A 20535-nucleotide genomic window follows, 5' to 3' on the forward strand; every position below is an offset into this window, starting at 1 on the left:
GCCAGTCGGTCAGTAGCGGCGTCGACAATGTCAGGAACGTCCCAAAACTGGTGTATACTGCAGGCTTCAGTAAGCGGCTGTAGCTCAGTTGGATAGAGTACTTGGCTACGAACCAAGGGGTCGTGGGTTCGAATCCTGCCAGCCGCGCCAAACATGCAAGGCCAGTCCAATGGACTGGCCTTTTTTCCGTGGTGCGCCCGGTTGGGGTGTCCCACTGCGGGTGCCCAGGACGTCCATGCCCTATCCGGCCGACATCGAACTGCGTGACCTGACCGCTGGGTATGAGCGTCACCCGGCGGTGCACCACGTCAGCCTGCGCTGGCGACGCGGCGACTTGGCCGCCGTGGTGGGCCCGAACGGTGCGGGCAAGTCCACCTTGCTCAAATGCGTGGCGGGGCGGCTGCGCCCGATGCGCGGGCGTGTGACCGGGGTTTCGCCCCATCAGGTCGCGTATTTGCCGCAGATCAGTGAGGTGGACCGGTCGTTCCCTGTGACCGTTGCCGAGCTGGTATTGATGGGCCTGTGGCATGAGCTGGGCGTCTGGCGGCGCCCCACGCTGGTGCAGCGCCAGCGGGTGCAGCAGGCGATCGAGGCCGTGGGTCTGCAAGGCTTCGAGCGGCGCACGCTCGACACACTCTCCGGTGGGCAGTTTCAGCGCACGCTGTTTGCGCGCCTGATGCTGCAAGATGCGCCCGTGGTATTGCTCGACGAGCCCTTTACTGGGGTGGACGCGCGCACGCTGGAAGATTTGGTGTGTGTGCTGCAGCGCTGGCACGAGGCCGGGCGTACCGTGATCGCGGTGCTGCACGATGTGGCGCTGGTGCGTGCGGTTTTTCCGACCACGACGCTGCTGGCGCGCGAGCTGGTGGCGCACGGGCCCACCCAGGCCGTGCTGACCGAAGCCAACCTGCTGCGCGCGCGCCGCTTGCAGGAGGCGTTCGACGAGCAGGCGGAGCTGTGCGACGTGTCCGAGCCCAACGCTGCCGAGGAGTCCTCGCATGCTCACCGGCATTGAGGGGCTGATGGGTTGGCTGGGCGCGGCCACGGGGTTGGAGTTCGGCTTCATGCAGCGCGCCGCGCTGGGGTGCGTGCTGCTGGCGCTGGGCGCGGCGCCCGTGGGGGTTTTTTTGATGCTGCGCCGCATGAGCCTGATGGGCGATGCGATGTCGCACGCCATCTTGCCCGGTGCGGCCATCGGTTATTGGTTGGCCGGGCTGTCGCTGCCCGCGATGACCGCTGGCGGCATCGTGGGCGGGCTGGTGGTCGCGGCTGCCGCCGGCGTGGTGGCGCGCCACACGGTGATACGCGAAGACGCTGCGCTGGCCACGTTTTATCTCACCTCGCTGGCGCTGGGGGTGTTGATCCTGTCGGTACGCGGCACGCAAATCGACCTGCTGCACGTGTTGTTCGGTTCGGTGCTGGCGCTGGAGGCGTCGGTGCTGGGGCTGCTGGCGGCAGTGGCGGCGTTGACGCTGGTGGGGTTGGCCGGGCTGTGGCGGCCGCTGGTCATGGAGTGTGTCGATCCGGCGTTTTTGCGCGGCGTCAGCCGTTGGGGGGCGGCGGCGCACCACGGGTTTCTGGCGCTGGTGGTGATCAATCTGGTCGCGGCCTTCCATGCCTTGGGCACGTTGATGGCGGTGGCCATGATGGTGTTGCCTGCCGCGGCGGCGCGGTTTTGGTTTCGGCGCTTGCAGCCGCTACTGGTGGCAGCGGTGCTGATGGCGGCCGTCTTGTCGCTGCTGGGGCTGTGGCTGTCGTACCGCACCGACTGGCCCACCAGTCCCACCATCGTGCTGTTGCTGGGGGCATGGTACGGCGTGTCGATGCTAGTGGGGCCATACGGCTGGTGGCGCCAGCAGCATGTGCCGCAGCGCCATCTTAAGGGGTGAATCGATGCGATGTCACGCCCATGCCGCGCGAAGCGGCTAAGCTAGGCGCCATGCAAGCATGGCATGGTGCAATCCTTTGGTTCGATCCGCACACGGACGAGCCGCATGTTCACTTCGAGCCCGACGGTTGGCTGGTCACCGCAGCCGACGCCGACGGGGTGCAGCGCGTGGTGGCGGTCGGACCGGCCGATGCCCTGCGCGCGGCGTATCCGGACGCTGCCGTGACCGACTGTCGCGGCTGCTTGATCGCGCCCGGCTTCATCGACCTGCACATCCACTACCCGCAAACGGACGTCATCGGCTCGCCCGCCGACGGCCTGTTGCCGTGGCTGGAGCGCTATACCTTCCCGCACGAGGCTCGGTTCGCCGACGCGGATCATGCGGCCGAGGTCGCGCGCTTTTTCGTCGACGAGCTGCTGCGCCACGGCGTCACCACGGCGCTGGCCTTTGCCACCTCGCACCCGGTGTCGGTGGACGCGCTGCTGATCGAAGCGGGCGCGCGGGGCTTGCGCTGTATCGCGGGCAAGGTGCTGCAGGACCGCCACAGCCCCGACGGCGTGCGCGACGAGACCGAGCGCTCGCTGGCCGATACCGAGGCGCTGATCGCGCGTTGGCACGGGCGTGGGCGGCTGGGTTATGCCATCACGCCGCGCTTTGCGCCCAGTTGCAGCGATGCGCAGCTGCGCGGCGCGGGCGAGTTGGCGGCGCGCTACCCCGATGTGTGGGTGCAGTCGCATGTCGCCGAAAATGTCGACGAGGTGCGCTGGGTGCGTGAGCTATACCCGCACGATCGCAGCTATCTGGCGGTGTACGAGCGCTTCGGGCTGCTGCGCCCGCGCGCCGTCTATGCGCACGGCATCTACCTGGACGACGCCGACCGCGCGCTGCTGGCTCAGACCGGCGCGGCGATTGCGGTGTCGCCCACCAGCAACCTGTTCTTGGGCAGCGGCTTCTTCGACTATGCGGCAGCGCGCGCGGGCAGCGTGCGCCACGGCCTGGCCAGCGATGTGGGCGGGGGCATGAGCTTCGACCCCTTCGTCACCATGCGCGCGGCCTATACCGTCGCGCGCGCCGCCGTGCGTGGCGATGGCCAGCCGAAAGTGGGTCTGAGCCTGTCGGCCGTCGACTTGTGGTGGCAGCACACGGCCGGTGCGGCGCGCGCCCTGGGGCTGGACGGGGTGATCGGATCGCTGGCGCCGGGCAGCGAGGCGGACTTCGTCGTGCTCGATGCGCAGGCCATCCCCTTGCTGGCGCGGCGCACGGCTCAGGCCGCGTCGTTGGCGGAATGGTTGTTCGCCTGGGTCATGCTGGCCGATGAGCGTGTGGTGCGTCAGGTGATCGTCGCCGGTACCCCAGCGCAGACACACCACTTTACCGACGCATCAGGCGCGCTTCACGTCGGATCGGTATCCTAGGGCGATCCATGCATCGAACCTTCGTCGCTCCTCATGCGATTCGCATCGTCGCCAGTCTCGTCGGTGCGGCCTACGCGTTGGCCGGGTGTGCCGTCTCCCCGGCCGCGGCACCGCCGTTGGATTCGAAGGTGACCATTCCTGCCCAGTGGTCGTCCGACGCGCCAGGGGCGCCCGGAGTGGTGGCGGCGATCGATTCGCGCTGGTGGACGGCGTGGGGCGACCCGGTGCTCACCGACTGGGTGGAGCGCGCGCTGCGGGCCAATACGGATGTCGCCGCCGCGTTGGCTGCCGTTGCCCAGGCGCGCGCGCTGCGCGATGTGGCGCAGGCGGCCACGGGGCCGTCACTCGGCGCCGGGGCGTCGGCGCAGCGCGCGCAGACGGGCGATGCGGTGGCGCGCACCAACCTGGGTGCGAAGCTGGATGCGAGCTGGGAGATCGATCTCTTCGGCCGCCGTGCGGCAGCACTGCAGGCCGGACAGGCCGACATGCAGGCCAGTGAGGCCGCGCTGGGGCAGGTACGTGTGACACTGGCGGCCGAGGTGGTCACGACCTACTGGGAGATATGGGGGCTGCGCGAGCGCCTGCGCGTCACGCAAGAGAACCTGCGCGCGCAGGAAGAGGCACTGCAGCTGACGCAGTGGCGCGCCCAGGCGGGGCTGGCCTCCGACCTGGACGTACAGACCGCACGCGCGGCCGTCGAGCAGGTGCGCGCGAGCATTCCCGCGCTACAGGCGTCGGCCCGGCAGGCTCGCCATGCGCTGGCGGTGCTGGCCGGCCAGGCGCCGGGTGTGGCCGTGCCCGAGCCGCCCGCCGCGCCCCCCGAGCCGCCCGCTGCGTGGTCGTTGCCCGTGCCGGTGGACGTGCTGCGCCAGCGCCCCGACGTGGCCGCCGCCGAGGCGCGCCTGCAGGCCGCGTTTGCGCGCAGCCGCCAGGCGCAGGCGGCGCGCTGGCCGACGCTGAACGTGGGTGGCACCTTGAGCCTGGCCGCGCCGCGCGTGACCGAGTTGTTCGACGCTGCTGCGCTGACGCGAAGCCTGGCGTTGGCGCTGGCCGCGTCGGTGTTCGATGGGGGGGCGGCGCAAGCGCAGGTGCGCGCGCAAGAGGCCGCCATCGAGCAGGCCCGCGCCGCGCTGCAAGGCGTGTTGCTGGCCGCGTTGCGCGATGTCGAAAACGCCCTGGTTGCGCTCGCCGCCGATCGCGAGCGGCTGGGCCACCTGCAGGCGGCGGTGGCGGCCGCCGCCGAGGCCGAAGCACTGGCCAGCCAACGCTACCGCGCCGGACTGATCGACTACCGCACCCTGCTCGACGCGCAGCGCACCTTGCTGGCCGTACAAGGCGAGCTGGCCGCGGCCCGCACCGCGTGGGCGACCGATCACGTCCGACTCATCAAAGCCCTGGGCGGCGGCTGGGCGCCGCCCGCCGACGGCACGGCGCTGTCGGCGACCCCTCATTGAGCGAATGACCATGCCCCTGTTTCGACGCAAGCCGACCCCTGCTGCCGCCGTGGAGACACTGTTGGCCGAGGAGCGCCCCGTGCGCTGGTGGCGCCGGCCCCGCTGGTGGGTCGCCATGCTGCTGCTGGCGGCGGCAGTGGCGGGCGGTCTGTGGTGGCAGGGGCAGAGCCGCCAGCGTGCGCAGCCGGTCTATATCACCGAGCCTATCCAGCGCGGCGACCTGACGCTGACCGTCTCGGCCAACGGCACGCTGCAGCCCGTGCGCTCGGTCAACATCGGCAGCGAGCTCTCGGGCACGGTGCGCGAGGTCTTGGTGGACGTCAACGACCGCGTCCAGCGCGGTCAGGTGCTGGTCGTGCTGGACACGGCCAAGCTGCAAGACCAGGTCAACAGCGCGCGCGCCGCGCTGGCCTCGGCGCAGGCACAAGTCGTGCAGGCTGATGCCAGCGCACGCGAAGCGCAAGCGCAGCTGGCCCGGCTCGAGGAGTTGGCGCGACTGTCCGGTGGCAAGATGCCTTCGGCCGCCGAGCTGGATGCCGCCCGTGCGACCCTGGAGCGTGCACAGGCCGCACAGGCCACCGCGCGCGCTGCGGTGGAGCAGGCACGCGCCGCACTGTCGACCAACGAGACCAACCTGGCCAAGGCGTCCATCCGTTCGCCGATCGACGGCGTGGTGCTCGCGCGCAACGTTGACCCCGGCAACGCGGTGGCCGCATCGCTGCAGGCGGTCACACTGCTGACCATCGCGCAGGATCTGCGCCGACTCAAGCTGGACGTGGCGGTGGACGAGGCCGACGTCGGCGTGGTGCGCGAGGGGCTGCCGGCCACGTTTACGGTGAGCGCCTACCCCCGGCGGCGCTATCCGGCCACGGTGGGGCGGGTGGCCTTTGGCGCCACCAAGACGGATAACGTCGTCACCTACACCGCCACGTTGGATGTGGACAACCAGGACCTCTCGCTGCGTCCGGGCATGACCGCCACTGCCAACATCCGCGCGGTGGAGCGCAAGGACGTGCTGCTGGTGCCCAACACGGCGCTGCGCTTCACGCCCACCGAGCCCGCACCGCCGGGCAGCGGCGGTGGGCTGGCGTCCCTGCTCACGCCCAAGCCGCCCTCGATTGGCCGCAAAACGGTGCGGCTGGACAACCGCGGCGGGCCGCGCCAGATCTGGATCCTGCGCGATGGCAAGCCGCAGGCCGTCTCCGTCACGGTGGGTATCAGCGACGGCCGTCTGTCCGAGGTCAGCGGCGAGGGCCTGAGCGAAGGCTTGCCCGTAATCATCGAGCAGCGCAGCAGCGGGCGCACGCCATGAGCACAGCGGTGGCCTTGATCGAGTTGCGCGGCGTCACCAAGACCTACGGGCAAGGAGCGGCCGCCTTCCAGGCGCTACGCGGGGTGGATCTGGTTGTGCAGGCGGGTGAATTTCTGGCCATCATGGGGCCGAGTGGCTCGGGCAAATCCACGGCCATGAACGTGTTGGGCCTACTGGACACACCCACCGCGGGCGAATATCGTTTTCAGGGCGTGCCGGTGCAGTCGCTCTCGCGCGACGAACGCGCGCTCGTGCGTCGGCGCTATTTTGGGTTCGTATTTCAGGGGTTTCACCTGCTGCCGCGCACCACTGCGCAAGAGAATGTCGAGCTGCCGCTGGTCTATCGCGGCCTGCCAGCACGCGAGCGGCGCGCCGCCGCGCGGGCCGCGCTGGCCGACGTCGGACTGGCGGGATGGGAACACCACACGCCCGCCGAGCTCTCGGGTGGGCAGCAGCAGCGCGTGGCCATCGCGCGCGCCATCGTCACGCAGCCGCGCGTGCTGCTGGCCGATGAACCCACGGGCAACCTCGATTCCCGGCGCAGCCACGAGATCATGGCGCTCATTCGCCAGCTCAACGAAGCGCGGGGCATCACCGTGCTCATGGTCACGCACGAGCCCGACATCGCAGCTTACGCCCGGCGCGTGGTGCATTTTCGCGACGGGGTGGTCGAGCGCGAGGAACGGCGCACGGCCCCGCTGCCCGGTGCGGAGCCGGTGACGCAGGGGGCTTGAGCGATGTGGTTCAACACGCTGGTGCTGGCGTTGCGCTCGATCCGGCGCAACCTGATGCGATCCTTCTTGACCGTGCTGGGGGTGGTCATCGGCGTGGCGGCGGTGGTGACGATGGTGACCCTGGGCAATGGCGCGACGTTGGCCATCCAGCAGCAAATCGCGAGTCTTGGCGTCAACCTGTTGCAGGTGCGCCCAGGGCAGCGGCTGGGGCCGGGTGGCTTTGGTTCAGGAGCGCCATCGTTCAAGCTGGCCGATGCGCAAGCCATCGCGTCGCAAACCCCTGGCGTCATGGCGGTGGCAGCCGAGGCGCGCAGCAGCGGCACCGTCGTGGCCAATGGGCGCAACTGGAGCACCAGTCTGGTGGGGGGATCGGCCGACTGGCTGTTCGTCAACAACTGGACGCTGGCCGATGGTCGCGCCTTCACCGACGACGAACACCGCATCGGTGCAGCAGTGTGCATCATCGGCGAGACGGTACGCCGTGAGCTCTATGGACCCAACCCTGCGGTGGGCGACACCGTCCGTGTGCGCCAGATTCCATGCGAGGTGGTGGGCGTGCTCGCGCCCAAGGGGCAGGGCGCGTTCGGGCAAGACCAGGACGACATGGTGCTCATGCCCATCAACACCCTACACAGGCGCGTCGCGGGGCACACGCGCGTCTTCACGCTGCACGTGTCCATGCTCGACGGCGCCGATGCCGAGTCCGTCAAGACCAGTATCCGCGCCATCCTGCGCGAGCGCCGCGCCATCCCCGAGGGTGAAGAGGACAATTTCAACATCCTGGACACGCAGCAACTGGCACAGACCATGTCCGGTACCACGCGCGTCATGACGCTGTTGCTAGGAGCCGTCGCAGCGGTCAGCCTGCTGGTGGGTGGCATCGGCATCATGAACATCATGCTCGTCAGCGTGACCGAGCGCACGCGCGAAATCGGCCTGCGCCTGGCCATCGGGGCGCTGGAGCGCGAGGTGATGGGGCAGTTTTTGATCGAGGCCGTGGTGCTGGCCGCGCTGGGGGGGGTGGTCGGGCTGGCGCTAGCGCTGGTGGCCAGCCTCGGCCTCAGCCAGGCGATGGGCGTGCCGTTCGTCTTCGATCCCGCGATCAACGTGATCGCCTTCGCATTTTCGGCCGCCATCGGCGTGGTGTTTGGCTACGTGCCCGCTCGCCGCGCCGCACGGCTCGATCCCATCGAGGCGCTGCGGCATGAGTGAACGGCGGGAGGGATCGACGTGGCGGAAGCGGTGAGATTCGAACTCACGAACCCTTGCGGGTTGCCGGTTTTCAAGACCGGTGCAATCGACCACTCTGCCACGCTTCCGCTGCCAGCAGCATTGTAGCCGGTGGCGCATCGGCGGCAGGCCGACGGCGTGTCGGAAAAATCCCGACACACGAAACGGCGCGTTTCGGACTCCAGTCGGTGCACATGGCGTCTAGAGTGAAGTCATCCCGACGTGATGGGTTGTGCCCAGGAGGACTGCACGATGTTGACATTGACCGAGACGCCGACGATGGTTCAGCAGCCGGGCGTGGACGGCTGGTATGCGGTGCCGAAACCGGTGGAGCGACAGATGCGCGCCCACGGCGATGGCGTGCGCCGCGTGGAGTGGTTGCCGTTTACGGTGCGCGTGGCGCAGGGCGAGGCCGAGCTGCGCCTCGCCGCCGAGATCCGATATGCCGCGTATGGCCGACACCTGCCCCCATCCTTGACTGAGGGGTTGCGCGAGCCGGAACCGTTGGACCGCGAGCCGGGTGTGGCGGTGCTGCTGGCGCGCTCGAAAGTGGATGGGTCGGTACTGGGGACGCTGCGCCTGCAGACCAACACCTACCGGCCCCTGGCGCTGGAGCAGTCGTTCGACTTACCCGCTGAAATGGCGACGGCACCGTGCGCCGAAGTGACCCGGCTCGCGGTGGCGCAAGCGGTGCACAGCCGCATGGTCAAAACCCTGATGCTCAAGGCGGCTTACTTTTGGTGCGAGCGGCAGGGGGTGCGGTACGTGCTCGTCACCGCCCGCGCGCCGCTGGACCGTCAATACGCTCGCCTGATGTTTCGCGATGTGCGCCCGGAGGCGGGTTTCGTGCCACTGGCGCATGTGTTCCACCTGCCGCACCGCGTCATGTTCTGTGACATCGCGGCCGCGCGTGCCGAGGGAGTGGACCATCCGCTGTACGACTTCTGGTTTGGCACCGATCACCCGGATATCGATCTGGCCGACGGCTGAGGAGCACCGGGGGTGTCCGTTTCTGAGTGACCGAGCACCCAGTCGACGTGCGCCAGCTCGTCGTCATCTGGGGGGAGGGTGTTGAGGTAGTCGCTCAGACGCGGGTCGCTGATGAAGTCGGCACCGGAGGATGATGCCAGGATGCGCTCGGCGGAGACGGGGCGGGAGATGGCGTAGCCTTGGACGTAATCGACCCCGATCTCGGCCAGCGTCTCGACGGTCTCGAAGTCCTCGGCCCACTCGGCGATGGTTTTCATGCCCAGGCTCTGCGCGAGGCTGACGATCGCTTCCACGATGGCGACGTTGGCCGGGTGGCGGTTCATGTTGACGATGAAGCTGCCATCGATCTTGAGGATGTCGGCGGGCAGATCCTTGAGGTAGGAGAACGACGTGTAGCCGGCGCCGAAATCGTCGAGCGCGACCCGGGCGCCGTGGCTGCGTACCCGATCGATGAAGCGCCGGGTATTGCCCATGTCGTGCAGTGCGACACTCTCGGTGATCTCCAGGCACAGCCGGCGCACGACGTGCCGATACTGGTCGAGCATGTCGTACATGTCGGCGATGAAGCGCTCGTCGTTGAGCGAAGCGCCACTGAGGTTGAGACAGACAAACTGGTTTTGCGGCAGCGCGGCATCGTGCTGGGCCAGCCAGCGCAGGGTGGACTGCACCACCCAGCGGTCGATAGCGCTCATGCGGCCGGCGGCTTCGCCCGCGCGGATGAGCCGCTCCGTCGGCACGCGGCTACCATGCTCGTCGTGCATGCGCAGCAATACCTCGAAGTTGTGCGACTGGTGCGGATGGCGCAGCGCTACGATGGGCTGCATCTCGAGGAACAAGCCCTCGATCTCCTGCCCCGCCGCCAGTCGCTCGACGAGTTGCATTTCGGCCTCGTGGTCGCGGAAGGCGCGCGATCCGTGCTCGTAGACCACCAGCCCCGTGGTGTGCAGCCGCTTGGCCTCGCGGCAGGCGCGGTCCGCGGTGGCCACCACGTCTTTGGCCGAAACGCCGGGCGCGACCTCGATCAACCCGATGGAGCCACGCACCTGAAACGCGCGGTCGCCGACCAGGTACGGCTGTGCCGTCAGCCGCGACAGCACGTCGCGGCAAATGGCCTCGGCGCGGTGCAGCGGGGTGTCGAGCATGACCAGCAAAAACTCGTCGCCGCCCACGCGCCCCAGGTACATGTGCGGCGACAGCGGCGTTAGGGCCCGCTCGCACACCTGCTGCAGCACCGCGTCACCGGCGACGTGGCCGTACAGGTCGTTGATGAGCTTGAAGCGGTCCAAATCCAGATACGCCACTGCCAGCGGCTTGCCGCGCCGCAGCCGCTGCAGGCCACGGCCGAGACAGGCCTCGATGCCGCGCCGGTTGAGCACCTTGGTCAGCGGGTCGTGGTCGGCCAGAAACTGCAGGTGCTCGTAGGCGCGCACCTTGTCGGTGATGTCTTGCAGCGTGCCCTCGATCTTGTCACCGGCGCGCGCAGCCCGCACCTGAAAGCGCCGCCCCACGCCGTCCTCCTGAACGAGGGCAGTCTCGAACTCCACCGTCTGCGCCGGCGTGTCGGGGGCGGCGAGCTGTGCCCAATCGTATGGCCGAAACCAGCGCTCCCAGTGGTCGCTACCGGCTTCCACCACCTGGCCCACGATGCCGTTGAGGGCCGGGTTGGCACTCAGGAAACGGCCCTGGTGGTCGAGGGTGAACAGACCGATGGGCAGAAAGTCGAAGGTGTGCTGGAGCTCGGCCTGCAGCGCCAGCCGCTGCAAGTGCTCCTGCCGAAATTGCTCGGCGATGGCCAGAGAGGCCAGCAGGCTCGACGCCAGCGCCGCCGTGACGCTGTTGACTGCACCGATCAGGCCCTTGAGCCCGAGCGCGGCGGCCACCACCTCGTACAGACTGGCGGCCAGGGCGATGCCCATGGCGCTGGCGTACCACATGGCCACGGGCGAGCGGGTGCGCACCAGAATCACGCCCAGCGCGTAGCCCAGCACGCACACGCCCAAGGCGGTCGCGCTCCAGATGATGGGCAAAAAATACCGGTACGGCAGCACCAGCGCGGCGATGAGCACGGGCACGCATGCCACCACGACTGCCTGGACCCAGCGCAGGGTTCGCGTGCGCTCCAGGTCGGCCTCGAACAGAAAGCGAAACAGCACCACCGTGGCCGTCGAATACAGCGCGAGCGTGGCTTGGCGCAGGGGAGTCAGCCAATCCGGGGGCACGAGTTGGCCCAGCCATTGGTAGTCCCACCCGCCGGAGAGGGCGGCCATGCGTTGGTTGATGACCAGCCAGGCGGCGAAGATGAGGTAGTTGCGGTCGCGGTTGAGGATACCGACGACCAGCGTGAACAGTGCCAGCAACAGCAAGCCGCCGTCGAGCCAGCCGGCATCGCGGTGGAATTCATGTTCGAGGCGGTCGATTTCGGTCACGGAGCGTGTGACGGCAGTGAAGCGCGCGGGCCCGGTGAAGCGCACCTCGCACAGCACGCGCGCGGGCAGTGGCTGTGTCGCCAGCACGAAACCGGCCCGCGACAGGCGAAGCACACCCGACTCGGTGGGCGAGGCGCGGCGGTCGATGCGGCCCAACGGCGCCAAGCCGTCGGCGTCCCAGCACTGCAGCTCCGTCGCATGGCGCGAGGGGAAGTCCAGCGCGCGTCCATCCGCACGATCCGCGTCGGACAATGTCAGCAGAACCCACAGGGGCTGTTCGGACAGGCGGGTGTCCCAGCTCGTGCGCTCGGGCTGGGAGGGCAGCGCCGCCAACACCTGTTCTGGCGTACGCGGGGTGTCGACCGTCATGGCCCGAAAGGGCAGCAAGCGGCCTTCTCCTTCGGGGTATTCGCTGGGCCACGACAGCACCGCCCACACCGTCAACAGCGCCACCAAGGCGGGAACTGCATACGCGGTCAACGCCTGCAGGCCCAGTTCGATGCGAGAGGTAACGCTGCGGGTATCGATCGCGGGCGAAGGGTGGCCAATGGTCATGAAGCGTGGGGGAGGGTGGCGGCTGACGAAACTCCCTGACTTCGCGGGGCTGAGCCCTCTCTCGAGTGGTACCCCGAATTATGGGGGTGAAAGTGTTGGCTGTGTCACACTGTGGGTCTATGAACAACACGGAGGATTGGGCCGCGCAGGCGCTCGCCGCGTTCGATACTGTCATCGACGCCGGCGGGCTGCGCATGCGCCCGGGCCAGCGGGCGATGGCGGAGCATGTCGCCCGCACGTTGGCGGCCGCGTCACTGGGAAAACCCGACGGCGACGCCGAGCTGCGGCGGCGGCTGGCGGTGGTGCAGGCCGGCACCGGCGTGGGCAAATCGCTCGCCTACCTGGCGCCGGCCATCGCGTTGGCACGGGCACGGCAGACGCGCGTCGTCGTCTCGACCGCCACCGTCGCCCTGCAGGAGCAGCTGGTGAACCAAGACCTGCCGGCGCTGGCGCGGCGCTTGCCGTTCGAGTTTCGCTACGCCCTGGCCAAGGGGCGCGGCCGCTACGTCTGTCGGCTCAAGCTCGAACGCTGGCTCACCGACCCCGACGCGCCCACCGACGCCGACGACGAGGACGATCTCTTGGCTACGGGGGCGGCGGGTGCGGTCAGCGCGGACCGCTTGGCGTGGCTGCGGGCGCGCGCGCAGGATTTGGCCCTGGGGCGCTGGGACGGTGACCGGGACGAGCTGTCGGAGCCGCCCGAGCCAGCGTGGTGGAGCGCGGTCGCGGCGGACGCGGCCTCTTGCAGCGCGCGCCACTGTCCGCTCTATGGCGGCTGTGCGTATTTCGAGCAGCGCAAGGCGCTGGCTGGCGCGCAGGTCATCGTCGTCAATCACGATTTGCTGCTGTCCACGCTGGGGTCGCGCCAGTTGCCCGAGCTCGACCAGTGCCTGCTGGTGCTGGACGAGGCGCACCACCTGCCCGCGATCGCGCTCGAGCAGTTCGCCCGTCGCGCCAATCTGTCGCGGCTGGCCTGGATCGACCGGTTGGCCAGCCAGATCCTCAAGGCTGCCACCGAGGTCGAGTTGGACGACGTGGCGCCGGTGCCAGAGGCCGCAGCGCGCCTGCGTGCGGCGCTCCAGGAGCTGGTGCGCCTGGCCGTGCAGCACTGGGGTGCCCGGTTGCAGGGGGCCGAGCCGCTGCGCGTGCGCCTGCCGCGCGGGCGTTTGCCCGAGGGGTTCGATGCGGTGCTGTCAGCGGCCGTGGCCGCGGCGGACGTCTTGCTGCAGGCCTTGAGCGCCACGGGCCAGGCGCTGCGCACGGCGCTGCGTGAACGGCCGCAAGAGGCATCCACCCTGTCGCAGCGCTACGCGCAGTTGGGCACGCTCGCGCCGCGGTTGGAAGCGGTGTATGACACCGCGCGCTGGTTGTTGCACGAGCCAGCGGCGGGCGAGGCGCCGCTGGCCAAATGGTTCACGCTCGCCGCCAGCGGCCCGGGGCGTGGGGGCGAGACGGTGCGGGTGTCGGCTCACGCGAGTCCGATCCAGTCCGCCGGGCTGCTGCGCAGCCAGCTCTGGACCCATGTGCGGGCGGCCGTGCTGACGTCGGCGACGCTGACCAGCTGCGGGCGGTTCGATTTTTTTCTGCGCGAAGTGGGGCTGGCCGACGATGCCGACGTCGAGACGCTAGAGGCGCACAGCCCGTTCGATCATGCCCGCCAGGGTGCGCTGGTGCTGGGCGGGGTGACGGTGGACCCCAAAGACGGGGCGGCCTACCAGCGCGCGGTGCAAGCCGCGTTGCTGCGCGATCTGCCGTCGGTGCGGCGTGGTGCATTGGTGTTGTTCACCTCGCGTGTGCACCTGCAGCAGGTGGCGGCCGAGCTGCCGCCCGAATGGCGCGACCGCGTGCTGGTGCAAGGGTCCTTGCCCCGAACCCGGCTGCTGGCGCAGCACCGCGAGCGGGTCGCCGCCGGTGAGCCGTCGATCCTGTTTGGCCTGCAGTCGTTTGGCGAGGGGCTGGACCTGCCGGGCGCGCTGTGCGAGGACCTGTTCATCACCAAGCTGCCGTTTGCCCCGCCCGACGACCCCGTGGGGGAGGCGCGCGCCGAGTGGCTGCGCGCGTGCGGGCGCGACCCGTTCATGGAGCTCGTCGTGCCGGCGACCGCGATCCGGCTGCTGCAGTGGATCGGGCGCGCCATCCGCACCGAAGACGACCGCGCCCGCATCGTCTGCTACGACCCGCGGTTGCTGACCACGGGCTACGGGCGCTTGATTCTGCAGGGCCTGCCTCCTTACGCGCAACTGGATGCCCGCACGGGCGTCCGACCGGAGAGTCCGACGTGTCCCATCCCTTCGACCGTGTGAGCCCCCGCGCGCGGCTGCGCCTGGCAGCCAACCTGAGCCTGCTGTATGCCGAGCGGCCGTTTCTGGAGCGCTTCCGGGCTGCGGCGGCGTGCGGCTTCACCGCCGTGGAGTGCCAGTTTCCGTACGACCACCCGCCCGCGGCGATCGCGGCCGAACTGCGGCGCCACGGGCTGCGCCTGGTGCTGCACAACCTGCCCGCCGGGGATTGGACGGCGGGGGAGCGCGGTATCGCCTGCCACCCGGAGCGGGTGGCCGAGTTTCGCGCCGGGATCGCGCAGGCGCTGGCGTACGCGGCTGCGTTGGGGGTGCCACAGCTCAACGTGATCGCTGGCGTGCCCCCTGCCGGGGTGACGCGCGAGCAGGCCCTCGATACGCTGGTGGACAACCTGCGCGCCGCGGCGCACGCGTGCGCGCGAGCCGGCATCGGGCTGCGGTTGGAGCCGATCAACAGCCTCGACATCCCGGGCTTTTTGGTCGATACGGTCGAGGTGGCGCTGGCCGTGCTGGCGCGGGTGGCCCACCCGGGGCTGCGGCTGCAGTTCGACGCCTACCACGTGGCGCGCATGGGGCAGGATCCGCTGGCCGTGTGGCAGCGGTGCTACCCTCACGTGGGCCATGTGCAGTGGGCCGACTGTCCCGGGCGCCACGAGCCCGGCACGGGCACGGTTGACTGGGCGGCGCTGGCCGATGCCATGATTGCCAGCGGCTGGGACGGTTGGATCGGCGCGGAATACCTGCCAGCCGACGCGGCAGCTGGCGGCACCGAGGCGGGGCTGGGGTGGATCGAATGCCTGGGGCTGCGTCGCCGCGCAGCCGATTTGCAGAAAGCGGACAGATGAGCACGGATTTCGAGTGCGAGCCACGTGCGCTGTTGACGCGGCTGTATCACGCCGCCGTACAGCGCGCACTGCCAGCCGCGCAGCTGCGGCACCATCTGCCCCCCGTGCCCCGCGGGCGCACCGTGGTGGTGGGTGCGGGCAAGGCAGCGGGTGCGATGGCGCACGCGCTCGAGGCCGCTTGGCCCGCCGAGGCGCCGCTCGCGGGCGTCGTGGTCACCCGCTACGGCCACACGCCGCCGCGCCCGGCGGGGCTGGCGCCGCGCATCGACATTCTGGAGGCGGCGCACCCCGTACCCGACGCGGCGGGCGTGCGTGCCGCCGAGTGCATGCTGGCGGCGGTGCAGGGCTTGACGGCCGACGATCGGGTCATCGCGCTGGTCTCGGGTGGCGGCTCGGCCTTGCTGGCGCTGCCCGCGCCCGGCTTGACGTTGGCCGACTTGCAGGCCATCACGCGCGCGCTGCTGCTCAGCGGCGCCTCCATCGGCGAGATGAACGCCGTGCGCAAACATCTCTCGCGCATCCAGGGCGGACGATTGGCGCTGGCCGCAGCGCCCGCACCGGTGTGGACGGTGGCGATCAGCGATGTACCGGGGGACGACCCCGCGACCATCGCCAGTGGCCCGACCGTGCCCGACCCCAGCACCGCCGCCGACGCGCTAGCGGTGCTGGAGCGCTACCGTATCGCGCTGCCCGAGCCGGTGCGGCAGGCGCTGCTCGATGGGCGGCTGGAAACGCCCAAGCCCGACCACCCGCGCTGGACCGATTGCACCGTGCGCCTGATGGCCACGCCGCACCAGGCGCTGCAGGCCGCGGCCGATGAGGCGCGCCGCTTGGGCCTGCGGGCCCATGTGCTGGGCGATGCGATCGAGGGCGAGTCGCGCGAGGTGGGCCGGGTGCACGCGGGGCTGGCCCGTTATGCGCGGCAAGGGCAGGGGCCGTTTCAGCCGCCGTGCGTGCTGCTGTCGGGCGGCGAGACGACGGTGACGGTGCGCCCGCCCCAGTTGGCCGTGGGCGAGCGCGCGCGCGGCGGGCGTGCGGCCGAATTCGCCCTCGGGCTGGCGCTGGGGCTGGACGGCTTGCCGGGCGTGTGGGCGCTGGCGGCCGACACCGACGGCATCGATGGCACCGAGGACAATGCGGGCGCGTTCGTTGCACCAGACACGCTGGTGCGAGCCCGGGCGCTGGGGTGGTCGGCCCAGGCGTGTCTGGACCGGCACGACAGCTATGGCTTCTTCGCGGCGCTGGGAGACCTGTTCGTCACCGGGCCGACGCACACCAACGTCAACGATTTTCGGGCGCTGCTGCTGGTGTGATGGATGCACGCGGGGGGCGCACGGCGCCGCCTTCACCGCAGCTGGCAGGCGCGCCAGATGCGCTCCGGGGTGGCGGGGGCGTCCATCGGTAGCGGGCCGTCGGCAGGCAGACCAGCGCGGCGGCGGGCGCTGGCCACGGCGTCGCGCACCGCCTCCCACACGCTGATGGCCAGCATGAACGGTGGCTCGCCCACCGCCTTGCTGCCGTACACGTTGTCCTCGCGGTTGGCCTGTGGCCACAGGTCGACGCGCCAGTGCGGCGGCAGGTCGCCCGCAGACGGGATCTTGTACGTGCTGGCGCCGGTGGTCCACAATTGGCCATCGGCGCGCCAGACCAGCTCCTCGGTGGTCAGCCACCCCATGCCTTGGATGAAGCCGCCTTCGATTTGGCCGATGTCGATCGCCGGGTTGATGCTGCGCCCCACGTCGTGCAAGATGTCCACCGCCAGCACGCGCAGCTCGCCCGTGAGGGTGTCGATGGCCACTTCGCTGCAGGCCGCGCCGTAGGCAAAGTAATAAAACGGCCGCCCAGTCAGCGTGGTCTTGTCGTAGTGGATCTTGGGCGTGCGATAAAAACCGTCGCTCCAGAGGGGAATGCGGTTGGCATAGGCCTCGCGCACCACGTCGTCGAATCGCCGACGCGCCCGGGGCGAGCGCACCCAGCCGCCCTCGAAGCGAACCTCGCCCGCGCCGCAGCCGTCCAGCCCGGCGACGAAAGCGGCCAGGTTGGCGCGCACACTGGCCGCGGCGTACTGGGCCGCGCGGCCGTTGAGGTCGGTGCCGCTGGAGGCGGCGGTGGCGCTCGCGTTGGGCACGCGCGCGGTGTCGCTGGCGCTGACGCGCACCCGCTCGAGCGGCACACCCAGCTCATCGGCCACGATTTGCGCCACCTTGGTGTGCAGGCCCTGGCCCATCTCGGTGCCGCCGTGGTTGACCAACACGCTGCCGTCGGTATAGACGTGCACCAGCGCCCCCGCCTGGTTGAACAGTGTGGCGGTAAAGCTGATGCCGAACTTGACCGGCGTCAGCGCCAGGCCGCGCTGGATGACGGGGCTGCGCGCGTTCCAGGCGGCAATCGCGGCGCGCCGCTGCGCATAACGGCAGCGCTCGGCCAGGGTGTCGATGAGGGGGCGCAGGATGTTGTCCTCCACCCGCATCTGGTAGGGCGTCGTGTCGCGCCGAGCGGGCAGCGGGTTGCTGCCGGTGGGCAGCGGCGCCGTCCAGACCGGGGCGGGGGCGTCGTCGTATAGGTTGCGGCGACGCACGTCCAGCGCATCGCGCCCCAGGTGGCGGGCGATGTCGCCGAGGATGGTTTCGATCGCCACCATGCCCTGCGGGCCGCCGAAGCCCCGAAAGGCGGTGGCGCTTTGTTTGTTCGTGCGGCAGCGGTAGCTGTGCAGCGCCACGTGCGGCACGAAGTAGGCGTTGTCGCTGTGAAACACGGCGCGGTCGGCCACCGGGCCCGAAAGATCGGCCGAGAAGCCGCAGTCCAGGAACATCGACAAATCGAGTCCCAGGATGCGACCCTCATCGTCGAAGCCGACGGCGTAGTCGTAGGTAAACGGATGGCGCTTGCCGGTGATGAGGATGTCGTCGCCGCGATCCAGCCGCAGCTTGACCGGTGCGCCCACCTTGTGCGCGGCCAGCGCGGCCCAGACCGCGACGTGGCCGGCCTGCGTTTCCTTGCCACCGAAGCCGCCGCCCATGCGTCGGCACTCCACCCGCACCTGGTGGTTGGCCAGCCCCAGCGCGTGGGCCACCCAATGTTGCACCTCGCCCGGGTGTTGGGTGCTCGACAGCACCATCCACTGGTCCTGCTCCTGTGGGATGGCCAGCGCCACCTGGCCTTCCAGGTAGTAGTGCTCCTGCCCGCCAACGGCAAACGAGCCGGTCAAGCGGTGCGGCGCCTGCGCGATGGCGGCGGCCGCGTCGCCGCGCCGCACGTGCACCGGCGGCAGCACATACTGCCGCTGCGCATGGGCGGCACGCGCATCGAGCACGGCGGGCCAGGGGTCGATGCGCGCCTGCACGGCGCGTGCCGCGGCCCGCGCCGTCGTGACGTCGCGCGCCACCACCAGCCCCAACACCTGGCCCGCGTACTGCACGGTGTCTTGCGCCAAGATCGGTTCGTCGTGCGCGAACGCGGCCAGTATCGGGTCGCCGGGGATGTCAGCGGCCGTCACGACGGCCAGCACACCGGGCATGGCCAGCGCGGTGGCCGTCTCCAGCCCCCACAGCCGCCCATGCGCCACCGGCGACAGAATCGGGGCGGCGTAGCAGGTGCCGCGCGGCTCGGGCAGGTCGTCCACATAGGGCGCCAGCCCCTCAACCTGCGCCCGAGCGCTTTCGTGCGCGACGCTGCGCCCGCACGCAGTGGGAGCGGGTGTGTCCAGGAGCAGCGGGGCGTTCATGTGCGTGCCTCCACCACGGCTTGCGCTAGCGTGTGCCAGGGGTCGGGCTCGTCTAGCCGGATTGGCATGTCGGGCGCTGGGTCGGCGCTTTGCAACCAGGTGCGCCAGAGCAAGCTGCCCAACAGCGCGTGCCGGTACTCGGCGCTGGCGCGTCCGTCGCTCAGCGGTTCGAACTCGGCCTGCAACACCTCGGCGGCGGCGCGCACCGTTTGGGCGCACCAGGGTTGGCCGCGCAAGGCGGCCTCGGTGCGCCGTGCGCGTGCCGGTACCGCGGCCACGCCGCCCGCGCCGATGCGCACCTCGGCAACCCGCCCTTCGCGGTCGCGCCGCAGCGCGACGGCCAGGCACACGGTCGAGATGTCGTCCTCGAAGCGCTTGGAAACCTTGTGCGCGACCACCTCGGGCAGCGCGCTGCCGTCGCCGAGCGCCACCTCCACGTAGCCCACGATTTCGTCGGGGGCCAAGTCGGTCTGGCGATAGCCGCGGTAGAAATCCTCCAGCGGCAGCCGGCGCTCCGCGATCGCCGATCCATCCCAGCGCAGCAAAACGACCGCAGCCCCCAGAGCGATCAGCAGCGGCATCGAGTCGCCGATCGGCGAGCCGTTGGCCACGTTTCCCCCCAGCGTGCCGCCGTAGCGGATGGGCTGACCCGCGAAGCGCTCGAAAAACCCCTGCAGCGTCGGCCAGTGCCGCTGCAGCGCCGCGAAGGCATCGTGCAGGGTGGCTGCAGCGCCGATGCGCAGAACCTGGGTGCCGTCGGTGTCGCGCACCGACTCGATGCGCTGCAAGGCCGCGCAACGCGTCACATCCAGCACCTGCGGCAGCCGTTGGCGCTGCTGGGTGATCCACAAGCCAGCGTCGGTCGTGCCTGCCACCAGCCGCGCCTGCGGCCAGCGCGCGCGGGCGATCAACAGGTCACGCAGCTCGCGCGGGGCCCAGTAGGCGGCTGCCGCGTCGGAGGCGGGGTCGGCGTCGGCCTCCTCGCGGGCCGCCTCGGCCAGCAGGGCGTCCAGCGCGGCCTCGTCGACCGCGGCCGGGGGCAGGGCCGTCATTGCCTGTGCGGCGTCCAGAATGGGGCGGTAACCGGTACAGCGGCACAAATTACCGGACAGCGCTTGCAGGGCCTCTTCGCGCGTGAGGGGGTGCGTGAGGGGGCTGTCCGGCCCCCGTCGTTGATAGCGCACAAACAGGCTCATGACGAAGCCCGGGGTGCAAAAACCGCACTGCGTGCCGTGCGCGTCCACCAGCGCCTGCTGCACGGGGTGCAGGGCGCCGTTTCGAGTGATCAGCGGGTCTCGCGTCAGGTCTTCGGCGGTCCAGACGGCGCAACCATGCGCGGCGTGCGCCAGGCGGATGCAGCTGTTGAGCGCGCGCCAACGCAAGGTTCCGTCCGGCGCCCGATCGGCCACTGCCACCGTACACGCGCCGCAGTCGCCGCTGGCGCACCCCTCCTTGACGCTGGTCAGCCCCAAGTCTTCGCGCAGCAGGGCGAGCAGGGTGCGGTCCGGTGGCACGTTGGTCAGGCGCCGCAGCCGTCCGCGGTGTACCAGCGTCAACGTTGGCGGGCGAGGTGGGGTAGCGTCGCACACGTTCATGGGCGTCAGAGTACGCCCGACGGGCGCAAGTGTCATACGATTCGGGTTATGACCGTCATAAACGCCGAG

General features: G+C 70.1%; 14 protein-coding genes and 2 tRNA genes. 12 read left to right on the top strand and 4 right to left on the bottom strand.

The features are described from left to right. Nucleotides 1-73 precede the first annotated feature (73 nt). From ACPYIS_RS08150 to ACPYIS_RS08185, 8 genes are all read left to right on the top strand, one after another. Nucleotides 74-150: transfer RNA gene (locus ACPYIS_RS08150), tRNA-Arg, on the top strand. 85 nt (nucleotides 151-235) lie between these two features. Further along, complete coding sequence (aztA, locus tag ACPYIS_RS08155) at nucleotides 236-1015, top strand: zinc ABC transporter ATP-binding protein AztA (RefSeq protein ID WP_424859574.1); 780 nt, start codon at nucleotides 236-238, stop codon at nucleotides 1013-1015. Then, the gene (locus tag ACPYIS_RS08160; protein ID WP_299022301.1) at nucleotides 999-1889 is read left to right on the top strand and encodes a metal ABC transporter permease; all 891 of its coding nucleotides are present in this window, start codon (nucleotides 999-1001) and stop codon (nucleotides 1887-1889) included. Before aztA ends, ACPYIS_RS08160 begins: the two co-directional genes overlap by 17 nt. A 50-nt stretch (nucleotides 1890-1939) precedes the next feature. Further along, nucleotides 1940-3304: a guanine deaminase gene (gene guaD / locus ACPYIS_RS08165; RefSeq protein ID WP_299022299.1), complete on the top strand. Its 1365-nt coding sequence runs from the start codon at nucleotides 1940-1942 to the stop codon at nucleotides 3302-3304. An 8-nt stretch (nucleotides 3305-3312) separates the two neighbouring features. Further along, nucleotides 3313-4758: an efflux transporter outer membrane subunit gene (locus ACPYIS_RS08170; RefSeq protein WP_424894758.1), complete on the top strand. Its 1446-nt coding sequence runs from the start codon at nucleotides 3313-3315 to the stop codon at nucleotides 4756-4758. A 10-nt stretch (nucleotides 4759-4768) separates the two neighbouring features. Continuing rightward, nucleotides 4769-6070, top strand: coding sequence for an efflux RND transporter periplasmic adaptor subunit (locus tag ACPYIS_RS08175; protein ID WP_424859572.1), 1302 nt, complete (start codon nucleotides 4769-4771; stop codon nucleotides 6068-6070). After that, the gene (locus ACPYIS_RS08180; protein WP_424859571.1) at nucleotides 6067-6804 is read left to right on the top strand and encodes an ABC transporter ATP-binding protein; all 738 of its coding nucleotides are present in this window, start codon (nucleotides 6067-6069) and stop codon (nucleotides 6802-6804) included. Before ACPYIS_RS08175 ends, ACPYIS_RS08180 begins: the two co-directional genes overlap by 4 nt. Nucleotides 6805-6807: 3 nt before the next feature. Further along, nucleotides 6808-8016 carry an ABC transporter permease gene (locus tag ACPYIS_RS08185; RefSeq protein WP_424859570.1) on the top strand — a complete coding sequence of 403 codons (1209 nt, stop codon included), beginning with the start codon at nucleotides 6808-6810 and terminating at the stop codon, nucleotides 8014-8016. Between the two features lie 19 nt (nucleotides 8017-8035). Here the strand turns inward: ACPYIS_RS08185 and ACPYIS_RS08190 are convergent. Further along, nucleotides 8036-8123, bottom strand: a tRNA-Ser gene (locus tag ACPYIS_RS08190). A gap of 163 nt (nucleotides 8124-8286) precedes the next feature. On the opposite strand from ACPYIS_RS08190, the gene ACPYIS_RS08195 reads away from it, so the two are divergent. Next, entirely contained in the window at nucleotides 8287-9024 is a 738-nt protein-coding gene (locus ACPYIS_RS08195; protein ID WP_424859569.1) for an N-acyl amino acid synthase FeeM domain-containing protein, read from the top strand. On the opposite strand, the gene ACPYIS_RS08200 is transcribed toward ACPYIS_RS08195, so the two are convergent. Beyond that, nucleotides 8994-12005 (bottom strand): putative bifunctional diguanylate cyclase/phosphodiesterase, encoded by a 3012-nt coding sequence (locus tag ACPYIS_RS08200; protein WP_424859568.1) that lies wholly within the window; start codon nucleotides 12003-12005, stop codon nucleotides 8994-8996. The two genes, ACPYIS_RS08195 and ACPYIS_RS08200, sit on opposite strands and share 31 nt — an antisense overlap. 119 nt (nucleotides 12006-12124) lie before the next feature. Here ACPYIS_RS08200 and dinG point away from each other — a divergent pair, with 119 nt between their 5' ends. From dinG to ACPYIS_RS08215, 3 genes are read left to right on the top strand one after another with little or no spacing between them, the layout of a single operon-like run. Then, complete coding sequence (gene dinG, locus ACPYIS_RS08205) at nucleotides 12125-14308, top strand: ATP-dependent DNA helicase DinG (protein ID WP_424859567.1); 2184 nt, start codon at nucleotides 12125-12127, stop codon at nucleotides 14306-14308. Continuing rightward, the gene (locus ACPYIS_RS08210; RefSeq protein ID WP_299021514.1) at nucleotides 14284-15147 is read left to right on the top strand and encodes a hydroxypyruvate isomerase family protein; all 864 of its coding nucleotides are present in this window, start codon (nucleotides 14284-14286) and stop codon (nucleotides 15145-15147) included. Before dinG ends, ACPYIS_RS08210 begins: the two co-directional genes overlap by 25 nt. Then, nucleotides 15144-16460 (top strand): glycerate kinase type-2 family protein, encoded by a 1317-nt coding sequence (locus ACPYIS_RS08215; protein WP_424859566.1) that lies wholly within the window; start codon nucleotides 15144-15146, stop codon nucleotides 16458-16460. The genes ACPYIS_RS08210 and ACPYIS_RS08215 overlap by 4 nt, the downstream gene beginning before the upstream one ends. 32 nt (nucleotides 16461-16492) lie before the next feature. On the opposite strand, the gene xdhB is transcribed toward ACPYIS_RS08215, so the two are convergent. Beyond that, nucleotides 16493-18871 carry a xanthine dehydrogenase molybdopterin binding subunit gene (xdhB, locus tag ACPYIS_RS08220; protein WP_424859565.1) on the bottom strand — a complete coding sequence of 793 codons (2379 nt, stop codon included), beginning with the start codon at nucleotides 18869-18871 and terminating at the stop codon, nucleotides 16493-16495. Continuing rightward, on the bottom strand, nucleotides 18868-20502 hold the full coding sequence (gene xdhA, locus ACPYIS_RS08225; RefSeq protein ID WP_424894756.1) for a xanthine dehydrogenase small subunit: 1635 nt from the start codon (nucleotides 20500-20502) through the stop codon (nucleotides 18868-18870). The genes xdhB and xdhA overlap by 4 nt, the downstream gene beginning before the upstream one ends. Between the last annotated feature and the right edge of the window lie 33 nt (nucleotides 20503-20535).

The sequence above is a fragment of the Tepidimonas sp. HKU78 genome, assembly GCF_049860815.1.
Classification (GTDB): domain Bacteria; phylum Pseudomonadota; class Gammaproteobacteria; order Burkholderiales; family Burkholderiaceae_C; genus Tepidimonas.

Coding starts and splice junctions, on each gene's coding strand:
- aztA (WP_424859574.1), top strand. CDS start 236: ATGCCCTATCCGGCCGACATCGAACTGCGTGACCTGACCGCTGGGTAT.
- ACPYIS_RS08160 (WP_299022301.1), top strand. CDS start 999: ATGCTCACCGGCATTGAGGGGCTGATGGGTTGGCTGGGCGCGGCCACG.
- guaD (WP_299022299.1), top strand. CDS start 1,940: ATGCAAGCATGGCATGGTGCAATCCTTTGGTTCGATCCGCACACGGAC.
- ACPYIS_RS08170 (WP_424894758.1), top strand. CDS start 3,313: ATGCATCGAACCTTCGTCGCTCCTCATGCGATTCGCATCGTCGCCAGT.
- ACPYIS_RS08175 (WP_424859572.1), top strand. CDS start 4,769: ATGCCCCTGTTTCGACGCAAGCCGACCCCTGCTGCCGCCGTGGAGACA.
- ACPYIS_RS08180 (WP_424859571.1), top strand. CDS start 6,067: ATGAGCACAGCGGTGGCCTTGATCGAGTTGCGCGGCGTCACCAAGACC.
- ACPYIS_RS08185 (WP_424859570.1), top strand. CDS start 6,808: ATGTGGTTCAACACGCTGGTGCTGGCGTTGCGCTCGATCCGGCGCAAC.
- ACPYIS_RS08195 (WP_424859569.1), top strand. CDS start 8,287: ATGTTGACATTGACCGAGACGCCGACGATGGTTCAGCAGCCGGGCGTG.
- ACPYIS_RS08200 (WP_424859568.1), bottom strand. CDS start 12,005: ATGACCATTGGCCACCCTTCGCCCGCGATCGATACCCGCAGCGTTACC.
- dinG (WP_424859567.1), top strand. CDS start 12,125: ATGAACAACACGGAGGATTGGGCCGCGCAGGCGCTCGCCGCGTTCGAT.
- ACPYIS_RS08215 (WP_424859566.1), top strand. CDS start 15,144: ATGAGCACGGATTTCGAGTGCGAGCCACGTGCGCTGTTGACGCGGCTG.
- xdhB (WP_424859565.1), bottom strand. CDS start 18,871: ATGAACGCCCCGCTGCTCCTGGACACACCCGCTCCCACTGCGTGCGGG.
- xdhA (WP_424894756.1), bottom strand. CDS start 20,502: ATGACACTTGCGCCCGTCGGGCGTACTCTGACGCCCATGAACGTGTGC.